Raw genomic sequence first — 20,936 nt, 5'->3', positions numbered from 1 at the left:
ATATCGCGGCGGCTGTAATTTGCTGGTCATGCCGCCAATGCAGGAGCCGACGTTTCTCGTCCTGACCGCACTCACCGGCGAGCCGTTGCACGGCTACGGGATCCTCCAGCAGGTCACCGCACTGTCCGGGGGCACCGTGGTGCTCGGCGCCGGCACGCTCTACGGCGCCCTGGACCGCCTGACCGAGCAGGGGCTCATCGCGGTCGAGCGGGAGGAAGCGGTCGACGGGCGCCTGCGCCGCTACTACCGGCTCACCGACGAGGGCGCCGGCCGGCTCGGCGCCGAGGTCGAACGGCTGCGCCGCAACGCCAACGCGGCGGCCGCGGGCCTGCGCCGCCGCGCCACCGGCAACGTCACCCTGCCGGGTCTCGCATGACCACGCCCGGGGAGGAGCCGATGACCACGCCGCCGCCGTCGTCGGAGCCGTCGCCGCAGCCGCAGCCGCAGCCGTCGTCGCCGCAGCCGCAGCCGTCGTCGCCGCAGCCGCAGCCGTCGTCGTCGTTGTTGGAGTCGGAGTCGGAGGAGTCCACGGCCACCGCGTCGGCGGGCTCTGCGGCCGCTGTGCCCGGATCGTCGGTGACCGCGGCGCCGGGGCGGCCCGTGGTCACCGCGCTGGAGCGGCGCTACCGCCGGCTGCTGCTGGCCTACCCGGCCGCGTACCGGCGCCGCCACGGCGACGAACTCATCACCACCCTGCTCGACGCCGCCGGCACCGACCGGGTGCGGCCCGGCCGCCGCGACACCGTCGACCTGCTGCGCGGCGGCCTGCGGCAGCGGTTCCGGTTGCCGGTCGGGAAGGCCCCGGTCGCCGCCGCGGTCTTCGCCGCGTTCGTGTCCGGCGCGCTGGGCGCCGGGATCGGCTCGTTCCTCGGCTGGTGCACCACCCCGCCGCTGCGGGTCGACGCGGGCGTGGCACAGATCGCCGGGCTCGCCATCGGCGAACCGTACGTCGGCGGTTTCAGCCGTGATGACCGCTGGCAGTTCCGGGCCGTCAAGGTCGAGGCCGTCGACCCCCGCTACATCCCCGGCTGGACATCGGCGTCGGCCGCGGACCGGTTCACCACCGCCGGCTGGACCGTCGAACCCACCGGCACCTCCGCGTTCACCGCGCGCCGCGGCACCCTGCGGGCCTGGGTGACCGGCCCGCTGCCGGCCGCCGATCACCCCGCCGGCGTGGTCATCTGGCCGGACCCGTCGGCAGGCCCCGTCTCCGTCGTCATCTGGCCGGCCGAACCGGCCGCGGTGACCGCCGGCGTCGTGACCGGCTGGCTCACCGGCGCCGTTGCCGGCTGGTTGCTGGTCGCCTGGGTCGCCTACCAGCTGCGCGGCGACCGGTCCTGGGCCCGCCGGGGCACGGTCGCCGTCCTCACGGCCGTCGCGGTCCTGCTCCTGCTCCGCCCGGTGCTGTGGACCTACCTGCTGATCGTCACGGGCGCCGTTTCGAGCCCGGACCGGTGGGGCCCGCCGTCACCGGCGTACATCGGCTTCATCGACAGCGACGCCGTCGCCGTGCCACTGTTCGGACTCGCCGCCATCGCCGCCGCCTGCCTCGTCGCAGCCCGCGCCCACCCCCACCCCACCCCGGCCACCGTCCCGTCTCATGATCCGGAAGACCTCGTGCACCCCTGACAACGCAATGTCTTCCGGATCACGGAGCACGCTGGCGCCGACGGTGCCGTCGCGTCTCGTGATCCGGAAGACCTTGTGCATTTCTGGCTACGCAAGGTCTTCTGGATCACGGGGTGGTGGTGAGGGTTGCGGTGGGCCAGGTGGTGCGCAGGGCGCCGGTCAGTGCGGCCAGCAGGGCGGCCACGTCGGCGGTGGCGTCCTCGTGCAGGGCCTCGGTGACGATGAACGCGCGGCTGGTCGCGACGCTGATCGCGGAGTGGCCGCTCTGCCGGTTCGTCCAGCGCCGGGCGTGCGCGCGGCCCGCGGCGTCCACGAACACGACCTCGCCGGGCTCGGGGTGTTCCACGTCGCCGGTGAAGGTCTCGTACCGTTCGGTGCCGTCCGCCCGCCGCACCTCCAGGTCCCCGCTGATGCGGTCGGCGTCCAGCGCGGCGACCGGGATCGCGAACGCCGCCGACACCGCGTTGCACAGGTCGACGAGGGGGTGCAGGGACGGCAGGTCGCCCTCGCGGCGCAGGCGGCGCAGGAGCGACTCCGAGGCGCAGCGGTACTGGGTGGGCTTGAGCCCCATCGCGGTGAACGCCCGGCGCCAGGCCTGGATGGGCGGCAGCTGGCCCTCGGAGGTGTCGGCGAGCCGGGTCCGGGCGATGGCGAGCCACGGCGCCGGGTCGGCGGGAGCGGAAGGGCTGACCCCGTCGAGGCGGAGCGTGCCGACGACGAGCGTGGGGAAGTCCGCACGGAGCTGCGGATGGTGACGGAACTGCACGCGCTCCAGCGTCGCCCGGCGCAAACGCCGGCGGGAAGGACCACTTCGCGGGTTTTCGGGCGTACCAAAGCAATGCCGTACCAAAGCAGTGTCTGGCAAGGGGCAAGCATGCGGATGAGCTGCGGGCGTACGTCTGCGGCGGGTTCGCCTCGTTCGTCGCGTGCACCGCTCACGGCAGGTGCTTGACGAACTTGAACGAGTCGCGCCCGGGCCCGTCGTAGTTGCGGTGCACCGGCAGCCCGTCGATCTCGTCGTCACCCGGTTCGAGGGTGAACCCGAGCCGGGTGTGGAACGCGACGGACTGCCGGTTGCCGGTGCCGGTGATCGAGTGGACCTTCCGGACGCCGCGGGCGGCCGAGTCGAGGAAGAAGCGGCGGTACAGCGCGGCGCCGACCCCCGTGCGCCGCACCGCAGGCGCGACCCCGACGAAGTGGATGTAGCCGACCCCGGGGGCGGACTGCGACAGGAACCCGATGAGGAACGCGCCGAGCTTCCCGCCGGGCAGGTCCAGCAGGTAGCTGGTGTCGGTGAAGTGCTGGAAGTACAGGCGGGGCAGCAGCGACGTGCGGTACTGGTGGCCGGACTCGCCGCCCAGACCGCCCCACCACTCGTCCATGACCGCCATGACGCGGGCGTGGTCGTCCTCGACTGGATGCCGCAGGGTCTCGATCATGGTCCCATTGTCGCGCCGGACCGCCCATCGCCGATGACGGCGTGCCGCTACATCGACTACGGTCGTGCGCATGGGGGACCTCTACTACTTCGTGCCGCAGGCGGCGTTCGCCCTGCCGTCGATCGCCACGCTGATCGTCGGCGTCGCGCTGCTGTGGGCGCGGCGCAAGCGGCTCGCGCACCGGGCGTGGACGCTCGGTCTGGCCGGCCTCGCGGTGCTGCTCGCCGGGGCGGTGGCCGACCTGGTGTACATGGCGCTGCTGCCGCGGGTCATCCGCTACGGCGACTGGCAGGAGTCGAGGGCGCTCCTCGCCGGGGCCAGCCTCGGGTTCCTGGTGCTGCACGTCCTCGGCATGGCGCTGCTCATCGCGGGGCTGCTCGCCACGGCCCGGCCGGACGACCCGTGGCCGGCGCCCGCGGCGATCGATCCGCCCGCCGGGCCCGCGTAGCGGCCATGAGCGGGCCGGAGCGCAGCGGAGGTGCCGCGAATCGGGGGCGCAGGGTTGGCTCAGGCCGACGCCGGAGCGCAGCGGAGGTGGTGGCATGAGCGGGCCGGAGCGCAGCGGAGGTGCCGCGAATCAGGGGCGCGGCGGCGTGAGCGGACAGGGGCGCAGCGTCGCGGCGATCGACATCGGTGGGACCCGCACCCGGGTGGCCGCCGGTGACGGGCCCGTCGTGCGGTTCCCCACCGAGCAGGACTACGACCGGCAGCTCGCCCGGCTGCGGGACGCGGTCCCCGGGACACCGTCGGCCGTCGGGGTGTCGTTCGGGGGCAGGGTCACCGCGGCCGGCGAAGTGCGGGTCGCGATGAATCTCCGCGCGTACGAGGGCAGGCCGCTGCGCCGCGACCTCGAGTCCACATTGGACGCCCCGGTGCGGGTCGCCCACGACGCGACCTGCGGCCTGCTCGGCGAGCACGCGCTGGGCAGCCTGCGCGGCGCCGACCGGTGCGGGTACGTCACCCTGTCGACCGGCGTCGGCGCGGCGCTGAGGCTCGGCGTGGGTGGGCACTTCGTGGCCGCGACGACCGAGGCCGGCCACCAGCTCGTCGCCGGCAACGACCGGCGCTGCGGCTGCGGGCAGACCGGCTGCCTGGAGACGCTGCTCGGCGGTGCGGCGCTGGGCCGGCACCTCGGCCGGGCCCTGGAGACCGTCGAGGACGCCGGGTTCTGGCACGGGTACGCCCGCCACCTCGCCGACGGCATCGCCAACTTCGCGCTCACCGCAGGGCTGGACGCCGTGGCCGTCGGCGGGGCCATCGCCGCGCGCCGCGCCGAGTTGTGGCCGCCGCTGCGGGAGGCGCTGGCGGAACGCCTCACGTATCAGGCGGTGCGCGTCGACCCGGCGACGCTGGACGAGGCACCGCTGGAAGGTGCGCGGGTGCTGCTGGACGTGCCGCCGTCGAGCATCCTGCACTGAGGCGACGCTGTCACCGGTCCGGCGCCCTGACCTGCTAGGCGTTACGGAAGGTAACGGCCGGTGACAGGATTGGAGATCAATTATGTGGATGGGTGTACGGTCATGATGCTGTCCGGTTGACCCGCCGATCGCAACGGTTGCCGGGTGGGGGCGGCCCCCGAGACCACTCACACCGCCCGGCCGGTGGGCCGAGCGGCGTGTCGTTTGCGGGTGGTGTCGCCGGGCCTCGATCTCGACCCAGTCGATGTCGCCGGCGTGGTGGTCTGCGGGTGGTGTCAGCGGGCCTCGATCTCGACCCAGTCGATGTCGCCGGCGTAGTAGTCGCAGCCGACGTCGCGCTGGTCGCAGTCGGTCTTGCCGCCGATGGACAGCGGCCAGCCGTTGGAGATCGGGCCGGTCCAGCCGCCGCGGCGGGCCGCGGTGCGGCCGTCGATGGTGAGGGCGACCCCGGAGCCGGTCCGCTCGCAGCGCACGACGTGCCACCAGCCGTCGTTGATCCGGCGGGAGGCCTGCACGATGATGGTGCCGTTCGAGCCGCGGAACAGGCACTGCACGATGCCGTTGGGGATCTGGAACTTGAAGTTCCCGCCCGAGGCGGTCGCCTGGCCCTTCTGGATGATGTTGCCGAACTGGTAGGTGGTGCGCAGCCGGATGGTGACCGCGTAGTCGCGGCTGCCGGGGTCCAGGGCGGAGCTGTCCGCGACGGTCACCAGGTGCCGCGGGTGCGTCGGCGGCCGGTCCGGCTGCAGGCGGGTGAACCGGTAGCCGGTGGCGCCGCGGACGCCGACGTCGGTGATGACCTCGCTGCCGATCGTGCCGTGCTGGCCGTTGCCGCTGTTGTCGATCATCGTGTGGGCGCCGGAGTCCTCGTTCATCGACCAGGTCGCGACGGGGTAGTAGCCGGTGCTGGCGCCGGCCGCGGTCGCAAGGGCGGTTGACCCGCCCGTGAGGACGGCTGCCGTCGCCGCCACCACCAGGACCCGCCGACCGGGCGTCAAAGAGACCATGCATTCCCCCGTACACGTCAAAAATCCGCAATCCGGGAGCTGATCTCATACCGGACAAAACAGATCGTAGACCTCTAAAGGGGTCGACATGGGCGGGAACGCCGCAGCCACGCGGGCCGTCGTCAGACCCCCGTCGGGGCGCCCGGGTCCAGCGCCGCCTCGACCGCGACCGCCTCCATGCCGCGCAGCAGCGCCTCGCCGTCGGCCGGCGACACCACGTGCGTGTCCATGAAGATGATCGCCCGGACCGCATCCGGGATGTCGTCGATGTGCACGATCAGCGGCTCGAACGGCACGTCCTGCCGCGTCGTCCACAGGAACGTGCTGCGCGCCGCCGCCTCCCGCAGGTCGACCGGTTCGTCGTCGCCCTTGCCGGGGTCGGCGGCCCGCCGGTCGTTGAAGTAGCAGGGCAGCTCGAGCTCGTCGCCCCGCTCCGCAACCACCCGTCGCACGAGGTCGTCGAGCTCCACCGGGTGGTAGTACGCGTGCTTGTACGTCGTCATCGCCCCGCGCCGGGCCCGGTCCAGGACCTCCGCGAACGACACCCCGGCCACGTCGAGCTGGCACAGGCCGTACTGGGCGAGCATGCACACGACCCGGTCCAGCCCCGGGCGGAACCGGTTGTTGACCATCGGCCGGAGCACCACCGGGTTGATGCCGGTGACCCGGGCCAGGGCCACGGCGAACACCGCGAGCAGCGCCGGCGCCGGCGCGACCCCGGTCTGCTCGGTCACCGACCGCAACGCCGGGCCGAGCGCGAACGACGTGAACTCGCCCCGCCAGTGCCGCGGCTCGGGCTTGTCGACCGTGTCCGGGAAGCGCCGCGGCGGCATGCCGCGCAGGATGCCGTCCCAGTGCCGCAGCGCCAGGGTGTTCTGCCGCTGCCCGGACGCCGAGGCCTGCCAGGCGGCCTGGTCGAGGGGTTGCATGGCCGGGATCGGCGTGGTCACCCGGGTCGCGAGGTCCTCCAGCAGCACCCCGGTGCCGAAGCCGTCCGCGACGAGGTGGCACATGACGACGACCAGATGGGTGAGCGCCCCGCCGGAGCGCACCGCGGCCATCCGGATCGGCCAGTCCTCGGCGAAGTCGAACGCGGTGTCCTGCAGCCGCAGGCGCACCGCCTCCGCGACCGCCGCCGGGTCGTCCCCGCCCGCCTCGACGATCTCCAGGGTGATCTCGCCGGACGCCGCCACGACCTGGGTCGGCCGGCCGTCGGCGTCGAACCGCAGCCGGGTCCGGGCCGAGGGGAACCGGCTCATCATGTAGCGCAGCTGCTCGGCCACGTCCTCGACCGTGGTGCCCGCGGCCAGGGGTCCCCAGGCGCCGTTGGGCAGCCACGAGCGCTGCCGCACCATCGCCTGCCAGATGTCCTGCTGCCCCCACGACAAGTCGCCGGCGCCGGCACCCTCGCCAGCGAACTCGACCGCAACCTGATCCATAACCGTTCCTCCTCTGGCGGCGCTGATCGTAGCCGATCATGTGGTCGGGTCTGCTGGACGTCGCGTGGTGGGGGCTGCCATACCGTCGTTGGACTGGTGTGCGGGCGTGTGCCGCAGGGGTCCCGGCCGGTGGAATTGACGGCATGGAAACCGATGTGGTCTCGCTCGACCGGGTGCACCGGCGCTTCGGCACCGGCGACGGGGCCGTCACCGCGTTGCACGAGGTCACGCTCGGGTTCGCGGCCGGGACGTTCACCGCGGTGATGGGACCGTCCGGGTCGGGCAAGAGCACGCTGCTGCAGTGCGCCGCCGGGCTGGACCGGCCCACCGGCGGCACCGTCACCGTCGCCGGGACCGACCTGGCGACGCTGTCGGAGACCGGGCTGACGCTGCTGCGGCGGGACCGGATCGGGTTCGTGTTCCAGGCGTTCAACCTGCTGTCGTCGCTGACCGCGGAGCAGAACGTGGCGCTGCCGCTGCGCCTCGCCGGCCGCCGCCCGGCGCGCAAGGAGGTCCGCGCGGTCCTCGACGCGGTCGGCCTCGGCGACCGGGGGCGGCACCGGCCCGCGGAGCTGTCCGGCGGCCAGCAGCAGCGGGTCGCGATCGCGCGGGCGCTCGTCACCCGGCCGGCGGTGCTGTTCGCGGACGAGCCGACCGGCGCGCTGGACTCCACCACCGGCCGCGAGGTGCTGCGGCTGCTGCGGTCCATGGTTTCCCAAGGCGGCGGGCAGACCGTCGTCATGGTCACCCACGATCCGCTCGCCGCGTCGTACGCCGACCGGGTCGTGTTCCTCGCCGACGGGCGCGTCGCCGGCTCGCTGCTGTCGCCGACCCCGCAGACCGTCGCCGCCCGCATGGCCGACCTGGAGACGGCGCCGTGCTGAGCATCGCCAGGCAGACGCTGCGGGCCCGGTGGGCGTCCTTCGTGGGCGTGTTCATCGCGCTCGCGCTGGGTGCGTGTCTGCTCGCCACGACGGGCCTGACGATCGCGTCGACCGTTTCTGATGGACGTCAGCCCGTGTGGTACGCCCAAGCCGGCGTCGTGGTCACTGGCAGCCAGACGGTCAGCGTCACCGTCGACGAGGGCGACGGGGAGCGGTCCACGTCCACCCAGCGGACCCGCCGCCCGCGCCAGCTGCCCGCCGACACTGCCACCCGCCTCGGCGCGCTGCCGGGTGCGACCGTCGTCGTGGACCGTGCCGTCCCCGTCGATGTCGCCGGCGTGGCGTTCGACGCGCATCCGTGGTCGAGTGCGGGGCTGCACCCGTACACATTGGGCGGCGCCGGTCCGCGGAGCGACGACGAGGTCGTGCTCACCGCCCCGACCGACCGGCGGCCGGGTGACCGGGTCGAGGCGTGGACCCCGCTGGGGCGCCGCACCTGGACCGTCGTGGGTGTCGTCACCGGACCGCCGGCCGTGTACCTCGCCGACCCGGCCGTGGCCCTGCTCGCCGGCGGGCGGATCGACGCGATCGCCGTCGACGGTGTCACCGCCGCGCAGGTCCGTGACGTGGTCGGCCCGGACGCGGCGGTCCTCACCGGCGACCGCCGGGCCGGCGCCGAACCCGACCCGGACGCGGACCTGCTCGCCGTCGCCGCGTCGCTGCTCGGCACCACCGCCGGCGTCGCCGTGTTCGTGTCCGTGTTCGTCGTCGCCGGCACGTTCGCGTTCGCCGTCGCGCAACGCCGCCGGGAGCTCGCGCTGCTGCGGGCCGCCGGCGCCACCCCGCGCCAGGTGCGCCGCCTCGTCCTCGGCGAGGCCCTCATCGTCGGCGTCGTCGCCGGGGTCGCCGGCTGCGCCGCCGGCACGCTGGTCGCGCCGCCGTTCGCGGCGTGGCTGGCCGGCTCCGGGTTCGCGCCCGCCGGGTTCACCGCCCGGTTCATCCTGTGGCCGCTGCTCGCCGCGTTCGGCGTGAGCCTGCTCGTCGCACTCACCGGTGCCGCCGTCGCCGCGCGGCGCGCCGGCCGGGTCCGCCCGATCGAGGCGCTGCGCGAGGCGTCCGTCGACCGGCGGGTCATGACGTCGGCCGCTGGGTCTTCGGGATCCTGTTCCTCGGCGGCGCCGCGGTGCTGCTGGCCCTGGTGCCCCGCCTCGGCGGCGAGGCGATCGCCCTCGTCCTGCTCGACGCGCAGCTCGCCATCACCGGGATCGCGCTGCTCGCCCCCGTCGTGGCACCGCCGCTGTCCTGGCTCGTCGGGCGGATCCTGGTGCCCGGTGTGGCCGGCGCGCTCGCCCGCGACAACGCGCGCACCGCGGTCCGGCGGACCTCGTCGACGGTCGCCCCGATCCTCGTCACCGTCGGGATCGCGGCGGCGACGTTCGCGGCGACCGCGACGCTGTGGGACGCGTCGGAACGCGCGGCCGCCGCACGGGTCACCGCTGCCACCATCGCGTTGCCGGCCGGTGCCGCCGGCATCGCCGACCCGGGCCCGGGAGTGCCGACGGCGCAGTCCGTGGTGTACGTGCGAAACGACGACTACTCGGAGGAGTTCGACGCCATGTACACCGGACCCGGCGTCGAAACCGTGCTGCGGCTGCCGGTGCGCTCAGGTGCGGTCGCCGACCTCGCGGGCACCGACACCGTCGTTGTCGGGTCGGCCCTGGCCCGCGCCACGGGCTGGCGGACCGGCGGCACGGCCGACCTGTGGCTGGACGACGCGACGCCGGTCCGGCTGCGGGTCGTCGCGGTCCTCGAGCCGTCCATCGACCTCGACCAGACGGTCCTGCTGCCGTGGGCGCTGCGGGCCGCACACCTCCCGCGCAGCGGCGCGGACGCGGTGTACCTGACGGGGTCGTCTTCGTCCTCCGTGGACGGTGCGGGGACCGTCACCGCTGCCGAATACTTCCGTTCCCGCAACGCCGAGCAGCGCCGGCTCAACCACTTGGCGCTCGTCGCGGTGCTCGGCATGGCCCTGGTGTACACGTCGATCGCGATCGCCAACACGCTCATCATGTCGACCGGCGGCCGCAGCCGGGACCTCGCCGTGCTGCGCCTCGGCGGCGGCACCCCACGGCAGGTCCTCACGATGATCGGCGCGGAGGCGGTGCTGGTCGGTGTGACCGGGGTCCTGCTGGCCGGCCTGGTCACCGCCGGGATGCTCGGCGGCCTGCGCGCCGGGCTGGTGCCCCTGGTCGCCGACCCACGCACCGTGGTGCCGTGGACCCCGATCCTGCTGATCGCCGGCGCGTGCCTGACGATCACGTTCGTCGCCAGCGTGGTGCCGGCGGCGCTCGCCCTGCGCACCCCGCCGGGGCGGCTGTCCTCGGTCCGCGAGTGAGTTTATGGTCGGGGTGGTGCTCTCGAGGAGGTCGCGATGGAGTCTGACGGGTTCCGGCTCGGTGGGATCGGGCAGATCGCCCGGCACGTGAGCGACATCGGCCGCGCCGTCGACTGGTACGGCGGTGTCCTCGGCCTCACGCACCTCTACACGTTCGGCGACCTGGCCTTCTTCGACTGCGCCGGCACGCGGCTCTTCCTGAGCCGGCAGGCGGGCGACGGCCCGCTCACCGGCCAGTCGATCCTCTACTTCCGGGTGCCGGACATCCACGCCGCGCACTCGTCGCTGACCGCGCGGGGTGTCGCGTTCGAGGGCGCACCCCACGTGATCCACCGGCACGCGGACGGGGTGGAGGAGTGGATGGCGTTCTTCACCGACCCGGACGGCGGGCTGCTCGCCATCATGTCGCAGACGCCGCCGTCCGTGGAACTGCCGTCTGCGGCCTGAAACGCCGGCGCGGATCGGCGAGGTGGGGGTGGGGGTCAGGGCAGCGGCACCCGCTGGGGCCGCTCCGCGCCGGTCGAAGCCGTGCCGGGCCTGGTCGGGCGGGTGGCGAGGGCGCGGCGGAGCAGGCGGACCCAGGGTGACCAGCGGGCCGGGGTCCGCACGGTGCCGGTGCCGGCGCGTTCGGCGTTGTCCAGCAGGTCCTGCAGCAGCGCCTCGTGCAGCCACCGGATCGCGACCGGCCACAGGATCCGCATCCCGCCGGTGAGCCGGCCGCGGATCACGTGCACGACCGCGGTGCCGGTGCCGTCGGGCTCCAGGCGCAGTTCGTGCTCGCCCACCAGGCCGAGGGTGGGGTCGAACCGGCACCGCAGCAGGCGGCCCGGGACGTGCTCGACGACGCTGTAGCGGATCATGCCGTGCCCGCCGGTGGCGCCGGGGGCGAGTGGGCCGTCGAACTGGATCGGGGGCCAGGTCCGCACCGGCCACAGCGGGTCGTCGTCGGCGGCGACCCGGTCCAGCAGCGGGCCCATCAGTGCGAGGGGTGCGTCGATCGTGCGGCGTTGAACGTTCTGCATGGCTGCCTGCCGTTCCACCCGGACGGCACGCTCCATACGGTGCCGTATGGAAGAACCGTACGCTACCGTATGGGGATGGCACAACGGCGGCTGAGCGCAGAGGACTGGACCGGGGCGGCCCTCGCAGCGATCGCGGACGGCGGGCTGGCTACGGTCGCGGTCGAGCCCCTCGCGGCCCGGCTCGGCGCCACGAAGGGCAGCTTCTACTGGCACTTCACCAACCGGGACGCGCTGATCGAGGCCACCATGCAGCTGTGGGAGCGGGCCTGCACCGACGCGATCATCGACCTGGTCGAGGCGGCCGGTGACCCGCCCCGGAAGCTGTCGCTGCTGTTCACCACCGTGCTCGGGCACGCCCGCTCGAGCCGGCTGGAGACCAACGTCCTCGCCGTGGCCGAGCACCCCCTTGTCGGCCCGGTCGTGCAGCGGGTCACCCGCCGCCGGCTCGACTACGTCGAACAGCTCTTCACCGAGGCCGGGTTCGAGGCGGGGGAGGCGCGGCGGCGGGCCCTGCTCGCGTACACGGCATATGTCGGGCAGGCGCAACTCGCCGCCCGCCTGCCGGAGCTGCTGCCCGCGGACGCCACGGGTCAGGGCGCCTACCTGGACAGCGTCCTGTCGGTGCTGTTGTCACCCGCCGATGGGTGACGTACCGTCCCGACCATCGACGTGGCGGCCGTCGCCGGCGGCGTCCTCGCCGTGCTGCTCCCCCGACAACGCGCCGAGGAAGTGAAGGGCAAGGGTATGGAACGCCGGTCCGATTTCATGGTGTGGTTGCGCCGCCGCTTCCGGATCTTCGGCGGCGTCGCCGGTGCCGTCTCGCACGCGGACACCGGCCCGTATGCCGGTGCCCCACGCAACCCCGACCTGCGCGTCGGTGACGAGAAGGCGTACTCGACCGTGCGGTACACCACCCATCAGGTCGCCTACACGAGCATCGGCACCGACCCCGACCATTGTCCCGGCTGCCGCCGGCCGCTCGTCGAGCTGCACCGCCTCGAATACGTCCGGGGCGACACCCGCGTCCCGGTCGGCGCCGTGCGCACCTGCCGCGGCTGCCAGACCGACTCGTGGCTGCTGCGCTCAAGGATGCCGGCGGTGTCGCGGGCCCGCGACACCGCCCGCAAACATGTCATCTGATGACGTCGTAGGACAGCATGATGACCCCGGTGCTCGTCGGGGTGCAGTCGACCAGTTGCAGCGGGCGCGGCGCGTCCAGGCCGCGGAACAGCCGTTCGCCGGTGCCGAGCAGGAGCGGGTGGAGGAACAGCCGGTATCCGTCGACGAGGTCCTCGGCGATCAGCTCCTGCACGAGCAGGCCGCTGCCGAGCACCGCGATCGTGCCCTCGCCGTCGTCCTTGAGCTTGCGCACCGCCGGGCCGACCGGGCCGTCCAGGACGTGCGCGTTGTTCCAGGTCAGGTCGGTGAGGGTGCCGGTGGCCACGTGCTTCACGGTCGCGTTGAGGTGCGCGGCCATGGGGTCGGAGTCCGGCTGGTCGGGCCAGAAGGCGAGCATGTGCTCGTAGGTGCGGCGGCCGAACAGGTAGGCGGTCGTCGACGCGATGCCCTGCGTCGAGGCGGCCGCCTGCCGCTCGTCGAAGTACGGCAAACCCCACCCGCCGTGTTCGAACCCGTCCTCCGGTGTCGCCAGTCCTTGCATGACCCCGTCCAGGGTCAGGAACTCGATGACGCTGAGCTTGCGCATCTTTGCAAAACCTCCGTGTGAAAGGGAGCGGTCACCCCCTACACGAAGAGCACCCGGCTAATTCGACACGGGCCGCCAGCCGAGTTCCGGGCCGAGCCGGGTGGCGATGTCGGTGAGGATCTGCACGTAGTCGTCGTGCTCGAAGCTGAACGGCAGCGCGAACGCCACCTCCGAGACCTCCTGATACCCGGCGTGGGCGTGCAGCCGCTCCGCGATCTGTTCCGACGGGCCGACCAGATCCGGGGCGAACATCATCCGCGCCGGTCCCTGTGGGCTGGTCGTGCGTGGGGTGCGCTGCTGGGCGTACACCTCATAGCGCTGCCGCTGTGAAGGGGTTGCGGAGTCGGTCGGGATGACCACCAGGCCCTGCGAGACCCGGGCCTTGTCGCCGTCCGGGTGGTGGGCGCGGAACGTGCGGATGTGGGAGCGCTGGATGGTGGCGAAGTCGACGGACTCCTCGGCCTTCACGACACTGCTGGTCAGGAAGTTCATCCCGTGCTCACCGGCCCAGCGGGCCGAGGCGAGGCTGCCGCCGCCGTACCACATCCTGCGGCCGAGCCCGGGGGAGTGCGGCTGCACCCGGTCGGAGAAGACCTCGAACCCCTCGATTGCGGCGTCGGTCACCGGCACGCCCCGGACGAGGTCCAGCAGCCGCCGGACCCGCTCGTAGCCGAAGTCCTCGGCGTCGGCGGTGTCCGGGTACAGCGCCTGCTTCACCCGGTCGAAGTGCATCGGCGGGCCGACGCTGACCCCGGGGTTGAGCCGCCCGCCGGACAGCACGTCGACGGTGGCCAGGTCCTCGGCGAGGCGCAGCGGGTTCTCCCAGCCGAGCGGGATGACGGCGGTGCCGAGCTCGATCCGGCTGGTCCGCTGGCTGGCCGCGGCCAGGACCGCCACCGGGGAGGAGATGCCGAACTGCAGGTGCCGGTGGCGCACCCAGGCGCTGTCGAACCCGAGCCGTTCACCGAGCTGGATCACCTCCAGCGTCGACTCGTGACCGCGGCGCGGGTCCGCCTCGTCGAACAGCCCGATCGTCAGGAACCCCAGTTTCTGCAGCACCATGTTGTTGATTATTCAACAGTCACCGGCACCGGCCACCCGAGGTAGCGCATGGTGCCGGGGTCCAATCCCCGGGCCCGGCCCGAGGCGTAGGCCAGCATCTGCACCGGCATCGCGGCGGTCAGCACGCGGTAGGCCGGCGGCAGGTCGCCGCCCGGCACCACGACGTCGCCGGGCTGGCCGGGCGCGGTCACCACGCCGAACAGGCTGGCGCCGCGGTCCTTCAGGTACTGGCGCTGCGCCGCGCCGGCCGGGTCCGGCTCGAGGTCGATCCACACGCCACGGAGGGCATGACGGTGCCGGCTTCCGGCACGGACCGCTGGAGATGGCACCGACGCCCGGCACCGTCGTCATCGTCTACGAGTGCGAGCCCGGCACCGCCGGGCGCAACCAGCGCCTGGTCGACGACATCACCGCCATCGGCGGCCGGGCCCACCTGGCCGGCGTGTCCGGTCAGGGCCCGCTGCGGCTGCCCTTCCCCGACCCGGTGCTGGACATCCTGCCGATCCAGCTGCTCACCCTCGCGGTGGCCGAGCAGGCCGGCACCGTCGCCGGGCAGTTCGCCACATGTCGAAGGTCACCACCACCGCCTGACCCCAGCCGGCCGCCGGGACCGCCCGCCGCTGCGGGCGGTCCAGCCGTTTCCGCTTGTTACGCTCCCCGCCATGCTTTCCGACGACGCGGACGCCGACCTGCGCCGGCTGTCCGCCGACCCGACGTTCAAGCACCGCGACGCCGCCGGCCACGCGGTCCGCTTCCGCGCCGGCGGCGATGCGGCGGCACTGGTCGACATCCTCGACGACCCGTGCGCCTGCGCCACGACGGAGGTCGTGTTCGCCCTGGCCGGGTCGAAGCGGCCGTGGCTCAACTGGGTGCCGATGCCGAGCGAGGCCATCGCCAACATCGCCAACGAGGTCGGCGCCCGCCGCGCCAAGGGCGAACACCTCGAAGTCACCGGCCTCGGCCTCTCCGGCCCCGAACCGGCCAGCGCCATCACCGCCTGCCGCCGGATCGTCGGCCCGGTCGACATCGGCATCGCCGACTTCCCCGACCCCGACATCCGCCTGCGGCTGCGCCCCGGCCGGCACGCGGTCTGGCGCTACGACGGCACGGAACCCGTCCCCGCCGTGCCCGCACCGTCGCCCGCCGCGATCAGCGCCCTGCACGAGGTCGCCGGCGAACCGTGGGCGTCGCCCCTGTCCGGCTACGTCCAGGCCGCGCCGCTCGGCGACCTGCCGCTGGCCGACCTGCTCGGCCTGCTCGCCCACCTGCCACCCGCGCCCGACACCCCGCGCTGGCACCACCTGGCGCAGTCGACGCCGATGTACTGGTTCCGCCTCCTGCAACCGTGGGTGTGCCTCGGCATCCTGCACCACGCCAAGGACGAACCCTGGCCGGCCTCGACCCGCCGCGAGGTTCTCGTGGACCTGGCGCTCGGCGTCGAGGACTGGGTCGCGGACGCGGCACTGTTCGCGCTCGTGACCGCCGCGTACCGCGAGCCTGACCTGCGCCCGGAGGTTCGTGGGCTGGTCCGCACCCGCCTCGACGCGGCGGTGTCGGCCCGCCGGGCTGTCACGATCGAGGAGTCCCTCGCCCACCTGATGCTGATCGCCCCCGGTTGCACCGCCGAGGACCGCGCCGTGGCGACGGCCGTCCTGGCCCGCGCCGACCAGGATCCCGACGACGCCCCACCACCGCCGGCGAAACGCCGCTGGTGGCGCCGCGGCTGAGTCGTCGCACGTGCGGGCGGCTCTGCCGGGTGCGGACAGTGGCTGACCGGATCCCGGCCTACGGTCGCAGGTGACGGAAGGATGCTGCGATGACCGCAACGAGGACGTACCCGCACGGCGTGACCTGCTGGGTCGACGTCACCCAGCCGGATCTGCCGGCGGCGGCCCGGTTCTACGGCGAGCTGTTCGGCTGGACGTTCACGGAGGTGGCGCCGCAGTACCGCATCGCCACCCTCGACGGCCGTGACGTCGCCGCGGTCGGTGCGGCGGACGGTGCCGCGGGCTGGCACACGTATGTCGCGGTCGACGACGCCGATGCGAGCGCCGCCGCCGTGATCGCGGGTGGTGGGACGGTGCAGGAGCCGCCCGCCGAGGCGGGGCCGGGCGGCCGGGCCGCCGCCTGCACCGACCCGGCCGGTGCCGGGTTCCGGCTCTGGCAGGCCCGCCGCCGTCCCGGCGCCCAGATCGTCAACGTGCCCGGCGCGTGGAACTTCAGCGACCTGCACACGCCCGACGTCGACGCGGCGCTGGGGTTCTACGCGCCGCTGTTCGGCTGGAAGGCCGTGGACATCCCGGGCGCCGGGGCGATGCTGCAGGTGCCCGGGTACGGCGACCATCTCGCCGCCACGGTCGATCCGGACATCCACGAGCGGCAGGCGTCCGCGCCGCCCGGGTTCGCCGACGTCATCGGCGGTGCCGTGCCCGTCGCGGCGGGGGAGGCGGCGCACTGGCACGTGACGTTCAGCGTCGCCGACCGGGACGGCAGCGCCGCGGACGCCGAACGGCTCGGCGGGACGATCGTCGCGGCCACCGAGGACCTGTGGACCCGCAAGGCAATCGTCCGCGACCCGCAGGGCGCCCGGTTCACCCTCAGCCAGTTCACCCCGCCCGACGGCTGGTGACGCCGGCGCCGGAGCACCACGGCTCAGGGGACGGCGACGGTCACCGCGGCCCGCACCGCCTTCGCCTTCAGCTTGCGGACCGGGGTGCGGGCGCCGCCGTCGAGCTCCAGCAGCACCGGGGCGGCGAAGCGCACCTTGACCTTCCGGGCGCTGGCGACCCGGACGAACGGCGAGGATTCGGTGCGGCCGAACGCCATCCGGCCCAGGGTGCGGGCCCACTGCAGGGCGCCCTGGGCGGTGGCCACGCCGACCTCGAGGCGGCCGTCGAACGGGCTGGCGTCGTCGAAGGCCTCGATGCCGCCGGCGATGGTGCCGATGTTGCCGAGCAGGACGCAGGTGGCGGGGCCGGAGAACCATTCCGTGCCGTCGAGGGTCACGGTGGCCTCGACCGGGTCGTCGCCGACGTGGCGGACGGCGGTGCCGAAGTAGGCGAGCTTGCCGGCGCGGCTCTTCATGCCGCGGTCGGCGTCGTCGATCATCGCGGCGTCGAAGCCGGCGCCGGCCATGACGGCGAAGTGTTCGCCGGCGACCTTGCCGAGGTCGAAGCGGCGGCGGGTGCCGGTCAGGCCGATCCGGACGGCGGCGGCGATGTCGGCGGGGATGTCCAGGGACGACGCGAACAGGTTCGCGGTGCCGGCGGGAATGACGGCCAGGGTGACCGCAGAGCCGGCGAGGGTGTCGACGCACCGCTGCACCATGCCGTCGCCGCCCCAGACGAAGACCAGGTCGGCGCCGGCCGCGACGGCCTTGCGCAGCTGCTTGGGGGCTTTGCGGCTCTTCGGCACCTCGCGCCAGTCGGGGGCCTCGACGCCGGCGCGGGCCAGAACCCGGCGCAACTCGTCGAGGCCCCCGCCGAGGGTCTTGCCGGCATGGGCGATGACAGCGACATTCACACCCGCACCGGTACCCATCGGCGATCCCCGCTATGCGTCCCGCGCGGCGAGCGCGACGCCCCCGACGAGCAGCGCCCCGAACGCCCAGGCCGCGGTGACGCCAAGGCCCGCCCACGGCCCGATCGGCAGCTTGTCCAGCCCGGTGGTGGCCTGCACGGCGAGCCCGGCGGTCATCGGGCCGATCTGCAGCAGGTGCCGCTCCCAGTGGGGGTCGGGTGCGGCGGCGGCGAGGATCGGGAACAGGTACAGCAGGGCCAGGACCACCCCGACCGCCGCCGCCGCGTTGCGCACGATCGCGGTCACCCCGATCGCGAGCAGGCCGATCAGCATCAGGTACAGCACCGTGCCGCCGGTGGCCCGCAGCACCGCGGGCAGCCCCGCCGCGCCGGGCAGGAGGTGCCGGCCGAGCAGCGCGGACCCGGCGACGGCGACCACCGCGGCCGGGGCGACCACGCAGGTGACGACAAGAGCCTTCGCGGCGAGGAGGCCGGCCCGGCGCGGCATCGCCGCCAGGGTGCTGTGGATCATGCCGGTGCCGTACTCCCCGCCGACGGCGAGGACGGCGAGGATCGCGACGAGGGCCTGGCCGAGCTGGACGCCGGTGAGCCCGGCCTTCGTCGGGTCGCCGCCGCAGACGGCGGTGCCGCAGGGCATGTTGGCCGCGACGAGGGCACTGACCGCGACCGTCGCCACGACGATCCCGGCGGCCAGCCACACCGTCTCCGGCGCGGTGCGCAGCTTCGTCCATTCCGCGTGCAGGTATCGCAGGCCGGGGCGCCGGGTCCGCACCGACGGCGCCGCAACAGCGAGGCCGGTGCTCATACGTCCCTCCGGCGGAAGCGGTACGCGGCGACGGCCAGCCCGGCGACGGCCCAGGCGAGCAGGACCGCGAACCCCGCCGAAGGGGTCAGGGGGAAGAAGCCGTTGGCGGGCGTGTAGAGACCGTCGACCTGCGCGTACCGTGGCGTGCTCTGCTGGATCGCGAACGCGGCCGCCGGGGTGACCCGCAGCAGCCACTCGCCGGCGGCGATCGGCAGCACGGTCATCGACAGCAGGTAGGGCAGGACGGTCGCCACGATCGCGACGGTCACCGCCACCGTGCCGCGCCGCAGCAGGACCCCGAACGCGAGCGCGAGGACCGCGGCGACCGCGAGCAGCGCGCCGGTGCCCGCGACGACCCGCAGCTCGGTCGCGAACGAGACGGGATGCACGTAGATGCCGTTGCCGCGCAGGATGTCCGGGCCGAACGTGACGACGACGGCCGCGGCGGCGAGCCCGATGCCGAACGCGACGCCGCCGAGCACGGTCGCCTTCGCCGCGAGGGCCGTCAGGCGGTGCGGTGCGGCGGTGAGCGACGTGCGGATCAGGCCGCGCCGGTATTCGCCGGTCATCGTCATCGCGCCGATCACGACGACGAGGACCAGGCCGGCGAAGGTGCCGATGAGCGTCTGGCTGATCGAGGTGCCGAGGCCCGCCGCCCCCGCCACGGCCGGGGCGATGTCACCGGAGCCGGTGACGGCGAACCCGCCGTCGGTCTCCACGGCGCCGTTCAGCCGACCACCGCCCGCCGGACCGCGGTTGCCGGCGCCGGCGTCCGGGCCGCCGGGCGCGCCGGGCCCGGCGACGGCACCGGGGTCACCGGTCGTGTCGTAGGTCCACGCGCCGGCCGGCCAGCCGCCGGTGGTGGTGATCTGGTCGAACCCGGCCGTGGCCTGGGACGGGCCGCCGCTCGCCGAGGACGCGTTGATCGCCTCCGTGAACTGCGGCGACGTGACGAACAGCCCCACCTCCGCGGTCGCCGGCAGGCCGGTGAGGCGCACGGTGCCGATCCCGGTCCAGCTGACGCCGTCGGCGGACTCCAGGGCCGTGACCCGGTCGCCGGCCCGGGTCAGCCGCAGCCATCGTGGTGTCGCCGCGGATGTGGCGCTCCCAGCGAGGTCGTGCACGTAGTTGTGCTGCAGCCGGACCCCGTGCGCGCCGGTGAGCATGACCGCCGCGTACGCGGAGCCGGGCCGGGTGCCGTCCTTGACGATCAGGCCGGCCTTCGCCCACGGCACCACCCCGTCGATATCGCCGGTGCCGCCGTCGGTCAGGTTCGGCCGGGAGCCGGTCATCGACGCGACCCGCGCGGTGATGGTGCCGTCGCCGGTGAGCGGCCGGTGCACGAACGTGAACACGTCGGTGACCTCCTGCCCCTCGGGGCCGACCGGCAGGGAGCAGTCGCCGCGCTTGCCGCAGGTGCCCTCCATGCCGGGGAACAGCCCGAAGCCCACGATGACGGCGGCGGCGACCAGCATCCCGATCACCCAGCCGCGCACGGTCCGGAACTTCGTCCACTCCGCGTGGACCAGCCGCGCGTAGGCGCTCATCGGGTCACCTCCGACGACGGCGACGGCGACGGCGACGGCGACGGCGACGGCGACGGCGACATCGCGCGGAACTCGACGGCGTCGCGGGTGAGTTCGAGGTACGCCTCCTCGAGGGTGGCCCGGTGCGACGAGATCTCCGCGAACGGCACCCCGCGGGACGTCAGCAGCGACACGACCGCCTCCGCGGCCAGTCCGGTGATCGCCAGCGTCCGCGCGTCCGCGCGGGTGACCACGGCGCCGGCTGCCGTCAGTACACCTGCCGCAGCGTCGATCGAAGCAGCATCGGTGCGCAACGTGACCCGGCCGGCACCGGCCGACTCCAGCAGCGCGGCGATGTTCGTGTCGGCGATGACCCGGCCCCGGCCGGCGATCACGACATGGTCGGCGGTGTCCTGCAGCTCGCTCATCAGGTGGCTGGACACGAGCACCGCCCGGCCCTCGGCGGCCAGCCCGCGCAGGTGCCGGCGCATCCAGATGATGCCCTCGGGGTCCATGCCGTTGAACGGCTCGTCGAGCATCAGCGCCGGCGGGTCCCCGAGCAGCGCGGCGGCGATGCCGAGGCGCTGGCGCATGCCGAGGGAGAACCCGCCGGCGGCCCGGCGCGCCACCCCCTGCAGGCCGGCCCGTTCCAGGACCTCGTCCACCCGGCGGCCGGGCAGGCCCTGGGAGTGCGCGAGCCACAGCAGGTGGTTGCGCGCGGTCCGCCCCGGCTGCAACGCACCCGCGTCCAGCAGCGAACCGAGGTGACACAGGGGGCGGCTGAGGCTGCGGTACGGCCGGCCCCCGACCAGCGCGGTGCCCGCGTCGGGTGCGTCGAGGCCGAGAATCACCCGCATCGTGGTGGACTTGCCGGCGCCGTTGGGGCCGACGAATCCGGTGACCTGGCCGGGTTCGACGGAGAACGTCATCCCGTCGAGGGCGGTCTGCGACCCGAACCGTTTGCGAAGTCCGTTGACGACAATCATGGATCCTGTTGTACGGATGGCGCGGTGACACCACGGTGACAGCCGCTGACACCTCGCTGACACCTTCGACCTGGCATCGT

At 73.9% G+C, this 20,936-nt stretch carries 23 protein-coding genes and 1 pseudogene; 12 read left to right on the top strand and 12 right to left on the bottom strand.

What is annotated here, in order from left to right; all coding sequences use genetic code 11:
• Positions 1–37 precede the first annotated feature (37 nt).
• Both ACFPIJ_RS25935 and ACFPIJ_RS25930 read left to right on the top strand, forming a co-directional pair.
• Positions 38–376, top strand: a complete 339-nt coding sequence (locus tag ACFPIJ_RS25935) for a PadR family transcriptional regulator (RefSeq protein WP_380118142.1) — start codon at positions 38–40, stop codon at positions 374–376.
• Positions 373–1,629: a hypothetical protein gene (locus ACFPIJ_RS25930; protein ID WP_380118104.1), complete on the top strand. Its 1,257-nt coding sequence runs from the start codon at positions 373–375 to the stop codon at positions 1,627–1,629. The genes ACFPIJ_RS25935 and ACFPIJ_RS25930 overlap by 4 nt, the downstream gene beginning before the upstream one ends.
• A gap of 106 nt (positions 1,630–1,735) precedes the next feature.
• Here ACFPIJ_RS25930 and ACFPIJ_RS25925 read toward each other — a convergent pair whose 3' ends face one another.
• Both ACFPIJ_RS25925 and ACFPIJ_RS25920 read right to left on the bottom strand, forming a co-directional pair.
• A complete protein-coding gene (locus tag ACFPIJ_RS25925; protein ID WP_380118101.1) occupies positions 1,736–2,395 on the bottom strand; it encodes a B3/B4 domain-containing protein in 660 nt (219 codons plus the stop codon).
• Between the two features lie 169 nt (positions 2,396–2,564).
• A complete protein-coding gene (locus ACFPIJ_RS25920; RefSeq protein ID WP_380118099.1) occupies positions 2,565–3,140 on the bottom strand; it encodes a GNAT family N-acetyltransferase in 576 nt (191 codons plus the stop codon).
• Here ACFPIJ_RS25920 and ACFPIJ_RS25915 point away from each other — a divergent pair.
• Both ACFPIJ_RS25915 and ACFPIJ_RS25910 read left to right on the top strand, forming a co-directional pair.
• Positions 3,139–3,516, top strand: a complete 378-nt coding sequence (locus tag ACFPIJ_RS25915; protein WP_380118096.1) for a hypothetical protein — start codon at positions 3,139–3,141, stop codon at positions 3,514–3,516. The genes ACFPIJ_RS25920 and ACFPIJ_RS25915 overlap by 2 nt on opposite strands.
• A 94-nt stretch (positions 3,517–3,610) precedes the next feature.
• Entirely contained in the window at positions 3,611–4,486 is an 876-nt protein-coding gene (locus ACFPIJ_RS25910; protein WP_380118094.1) for an ROK family protein, read from the top strand.
• Positions 4,487–4,761: 275 nt separating this feature from the next.
• Here ACFPIJ_RS25910 and ACFPIJ_RS25905 read toward each other — a convergent pair whose 3' ends face one another.
• Both ACFPIJ_RS25905 and ACFPIJ_RS25900 read right to left on the bottom strand, forming a co-directional pair.
• The gene (locus ACFPIJ_RS25905; protein ID WP_380118092.1) at positions 4,762–5,493 is read right to left on the bottom strand and encodes a LamG domain-containing protein; all 732 of its coding nucleotides are present in this window, start codon (positions 5,491–5,493) and stop codon (positions 4,762–4,764) included.
• Between the two features lie 122 nt (positions 5,494–5,615).
• The gene (locus tag ACFPIJ_RS25900) at positions 5,616–6,932 is read right to left on the bottom strand and encodes a condensation domain-containing protein (RefSeq protein WP_380118090.1); all 1,317 of its coding nucleotides are present in this window, start codon (positions 6,930–6,932) and stop codon (positions 5,616–5,618) included.
• Between the two features lie 143 nt (positions 6,933–7,075).
• Between ACFPIJ_RS25900 and ACFPIJ_RS25895 the strand changes: the two genes are divergently transcribed.
• The 4 genes and pseudogenes from ACFPIJ_RS25895 (at position 7,076) to ACFPIJ_RS25880 (ending at position 10,658) form a co-directional block, all read left to right on the top strand.
• On the top strand, positions 7,076–7,816 hold the full coding sequence (locus ACFPIJ_RS25895) for an ABC transporter ATP-binding protein (protein WP_380118088.1): 741 nt from the start codon (positions 7,076–7,078) through the stop codon (positions 7,814–7,816).
• A pseudogene (locus tag ACFPIJ_RS25890) lies at positions 7,810–8,841 on the top strand (ABC transporter permease); the annotation flags it as partial. The gene ACFPIJ_RS25895 and the pseudogene ACFPIJ_RS25890, both read left to right, overlap by 7 nt.
• Positions 8,842–8,999: 158 nt before the next feature.
• Positions 9,000–10,211 carry an ABC transporter permease gene (locus tag ACFPIJ_RS25885; protein ID WP_380118086.1) on the top strand — a complete coding sequence of 404 codons (1,212 nt, stop codon included), beginning with the start codon at positions 9,000–9,002 and terminating at the stop codon, positions 10,209–10,211.
• A gap of 36 nt (positions 10,212–10,247) precedes the next feature.
• Positions 10,248–10,658, top strand: coding sequence for a VOC family protein (locus ACFPIJ_RS25880; protein ID WP_380118083.1), 411 nt, complete (start codon positions 10,248–10,250; stop codon positions 10,656–10,658).
• A 35-nt stretch (positions 10,659–10,693) separates the two neighbouring features.
• Here the strand turns inward: ACFPIJ_RS25880 and ACFPIJ_RS25875 are convergent, their stop codons facing one another.
• Positions 10,694–11,233, bottom strand: a complete 540-nt coding sequence (locus ACFPIJ_RS25875) for an SRPBCC family protein (RefSeq protein WP_380118081.1) — start codon at positions 11,231–11,233, stop codon at positions 10,694–10,696.
• A 75-nt stretch (positions 11,234–11,308) separates the two neighbouring features.
• Here ACFPIJ_RS25875 and ACFPIJ_RS25870 point away from each other — a divergent pair, with 75 nt between their 5' ends.
• Together ACFPIJ_RS25870 and ACFPIJ_RS25865 are read left to right on the top strand one after the other, a co-directional pair.
• Complete coding sequence (locus ACFPIJ_RS25870) at positions 11,309–11,881, top strand: TetR/AcrR family transcriptional regulator (protein WP_380118079.1); 573 nt, start codon at positions 11,309–11,311, stop codon at positions 11,879–11,881.
• A gap of 21 nt (positions 11,882–11,902) precedes the next feature.
• Positions 11,903–12,373: a hypothetical protein gene (locus tag ACFPIJ_RS25865; protein WP_380118077.1), complete on the top strand. Its 471-nt coding sequence runs from the start codon at positions 11,903–11,905 to the stop codon at positions 12,371–12,373.
• Here the strand turns inward: ACFPIJ_RS25865 and ACFPIJ_RS25860 are convergent.
• From ACFPIJ_RS25860 to ACFPIJ_RS25850, 3 genes are read right to left on the bottom strand one after another with little or no spacing between them, the layout of a single operon-like run.
• Positions 12,366–12,938 carry a dihydrofolate reductase family protein gene (locus tag ACFPIJ_RS25860; RefSeq protein WP_380118075.1) on the bottom strand — a complete coding sequence of 191 codons (573 nt, stop codon included), beginning with the start codon at positions 12,936–12,938 and terminating at the stop codon, positions 12,366–12,368. The genes ACFPIJ_RS25865 and ACFPIJ_RS25860 overlap by 8 nt on opposite strands.
• Positions 12,939–12,995: 57 nt before the next feature.
• On the bottom strand, positions 12,996–14,000 hold the full coding sequence (locus tag ACFPIJ_RS25855; protein ID WP_380118073.1) for an LLM class flavin-dependent oxidoreductase: 1,005 nt from the start codon (positions 13,998–14,000) through the stop codon (positions 12,996–12,998).
• Between the two features lie 8 nt (positions 14,001–14,008).
• Entirely contained in the window at positions 14,009–14,275 is a 267-nt protein-coding gene (locus tag ACFPIJ_RS25850; protein ID WP_380118071.1) for a hypothetical protein, read from the bottom strand.
• 387 nt (positions 14,276–14,662) lie between these two features.
• On the opposite strand from ACFPIJ_RS25850, the gene ACFPIJ_RS25845 reads away from it, so the two are divergent.
• Both ACFPIJ_RS25845 and ACFPIJ_RS25840 read left to right on the top strand, forming a co-directional pair.
• Entirely contained in the window at positions 14,663–15,727 is a 1,065-nt protein-coding gene (locus ACFPIJ_RS25845) for a hypothetical protein (RefSeq protein ID WP_380118068.1), read from the top strand.
• An 89-nt stretch (positions 15,728–15,816) separates the two neighbouring features.
• Complete coding sequence (locus ACFPIJ_RS25840) at positions 15,817–16,629, top strand: VOC family protein (protein WP_380118066.1); 813 nt, start codon at positions 15,817–15,819, stop codon at positions 16,627–16,629.
• Between the two features lie 23 nt (positions 16,630–16,652).
• On the opposite strand, the gene ACFPIJ_RS25835 is transcribed toward ACFPIJ_RS25840, so the two are convergent.
• Genes ACFPIJ_RS25835 through ACFPIJ_RS25820 form a run of 4 tightly spaced genes read right to left on the bottom strand, consistent with a single transcriptional unit; the run spans position 16,653 to position 20,856 of the window.
• A complete protein-coding gene (locus tag ACFPIJ_RS25835) occupies positions 16,653–17,522 on the bottom strand; it encodes a diacylglycerol/lipid kinase family protein (protein ID WP_380118062.1) in 870 nt (289 codons plus the stop codon).
• 30 nt (positions 17,523–17,552) lie between these two features.
• Complete coding sequence (locus ACFPIJ_RS25830) at positions 17,553–18,344, bottom strand: ABC transporter permease (RefSeq protein ID WP_380118059.1); 792 nt, start codon at positions 18,342–18,344, stop codon at positions 17,553–17,555.
• The gene (locus tag ACFPIJ_RS25825) at positions 18,341–19,891 is read right to left on the bottom strand and encodes an ABC transporter permease subunit (protein WP_380118057.1); all 1,551 of its coding nucleotides are present in this window, start codon (positions 19,889–19,891) and stop codon (positions 18,341–18,343) included. Before ACFPIJ_RS25825 ends, ACFPIJ_RS25830 begins: the two co-directional genes overlap by 4 nt.
• Positions 19,888–20,856, bottom strand: coding sequence for an ABC transporter ATP-binding protein (locus ACFPIJ_RS25820; protein ID WP_380118055.1), 969 nt, complete (start codon positions 20,854–20,856; stop codon positions 19,888–19,890). Before ACFPIJ_RS25820 ends, ACFPIJ_RS25825 begins: the two co-directional genes overlap by 4 nt.
• Positions 20,857–20,936 lie beyond the last annotated feature (80 nt).

This window comes from Dactylosporangium cerinum (genome assembly GCF_042653625.1).
Taxonomy (GTDB): Bacteria; Actinomycetota; Actinomycetes; order Mycobacteriales; family Micromonosporaceae; genus Dactylosporangium; species Dactylosporangium cerinum.
This window is presented reverse-complemented; position numbering and strand designations above follow the sequence as displayed.

What these genes read in the sequence shown, in the direction of transcription:
- ACFPIJ_RS25935 (WP_380118142.1), top strand. Translation starts at nt 38, where the DNA reads ATGCAGGAGCCGACGTTTCTCGTCCTGACCGCACTCACCGGCGAGCCG.
- ACFPIJ_RS25930 (WP_380118104.1), top strand. Translation starts at nt 373, where the DNA reads ATGACCACGCCCGGGGAGGAGCCGATGACCACGCCGCCGCCGTCGTCG.
- ACFPIJ_RS25915 (WP_380118096.1), top strand. Translation starts at nt 3,139, where the DNA reads ATGGGGGACCTCTACTACTTCGTGCCGCAGGCGGCGTTCGCCCTGCCG.
- ACFPIJ_RS25920 (WP_380118099.1), bottom strand. Translation starts at nt 3,140, where the DNA reads ATGCGCACGACCGTAGTCGATGTAGCGGCACGCCGTCATCGGCGATGG.
- ACFPIJ_RS25910 (WP_380118094.1), top strand. Translation starts at nt 3,611, where the DNA reads ATGAGCGGGCCGGAGCGCAGCGGAGGTGCCGCGAATCAGGGGCGCGGC.
- ACFPIJ_RS25905 (WP_380118092.1), bottom strand. Translation starts at nt 5,493, where the DNA reads ATGGTCTCTTTGACGCCCGGTCGGCGGGTCCTGGTGGTGGCGGCGACG.
- ACFPIJ_RS25900 (WP_380118090.1), bottom strand. Translation starts at nt 6,932, where the DNA reads ATGGATCAGGTTGCGGTCGAGTTCGCTGGCGAGGGTGCCGGCGCCGGC.
- ACFPIJ_RS25895 (WP_380118088.1), top strand. Translation starts at nt 7,076, where the DNA reads ATGGAAACCGATGTGGTCTCGCTCGACCGGGTGCACCGGCGCTTCGGC.
- ACFPIJ_RS25880 (WP_380118083.1), top strand. Translation starts at nt 10,248, where the DNA reads ATGGAGTCTGACGGGTTCCGGCTCGGTGGGATCGGGCAGATCGCCCGG.
- ACFPIJ_RS25875 (WP_380118081.1), bottom strand. Translation starts at nt 11,233, where the DNA reads ATGCAGAACGTTCAACGCCGCACGATCGACGCACCCCTCGCACTGATG.
- ACFPIJ_RS25870 (WP_380118079.1), top strand. Translation starts at nt 11,309, where the DNA reads ATGGCACAACGGCGGCTGAGCGCAGAGGACTGGACCGGGGCGGCCCTC.
- ACFPIJ_RS25860 (WP_380118075.1), bottom strand. Translation starts at nt 12,938, where the DNA reads ATGCGCAAGCTCAGCGTCATCGAGTTCCTGACCCTGGACGGGGTCATG.
- ACFPIJ_RS25855 (WP_380118073.1), bottom strand. Translation starts at nt 14,000, where the DNA reads ATGGTGCTGCAGAAACTGGGGTTCCTGACGATCGGGCTGTTCGACGAG.
- ACFPIJ_RS25845 (WP_380118068.1), top strand. Translation starts at nt 14,663, where the DNA reads ATGCTTTCCGACGACGCGGACGCCGACCTGCGCCGGCTGTCCGCCGAC.
- ACFPIJ_RS25840 (WP_380118066.1), top strand. Translation starts at nt 15,817, where the DNA reads ATGACCGCAACGAGGACGTACCCGCACGGCGTGACCTGCTGGGTCGAC.
- ACFPIJ_RS25830 (WP_380118059.1), bottom strand. Translation starts at nt 18,344, where the DNA reads ATGAGCACCGGCCTCGCTGTTGCGGCGCCGTCGGTGCGGACCCGGCGC.
- ACFPIJ_RS25825 (WP_380118057.1), bottom strand. Translation starts at nt 19,891, where the DNA reads ATGAGCGCCTACGCGCGGCTGGTCCACGCGGAGTGGACGAAGTTCCGG.
- ACFPIJ_RS25820 (WP_380118055.1), bottom strand. Translation starts at nt 20,856, where the DNA reads ATGATTGTCGTCAACGGACTTCGCAAACGGTTCGGGTCGCAGACCGCC.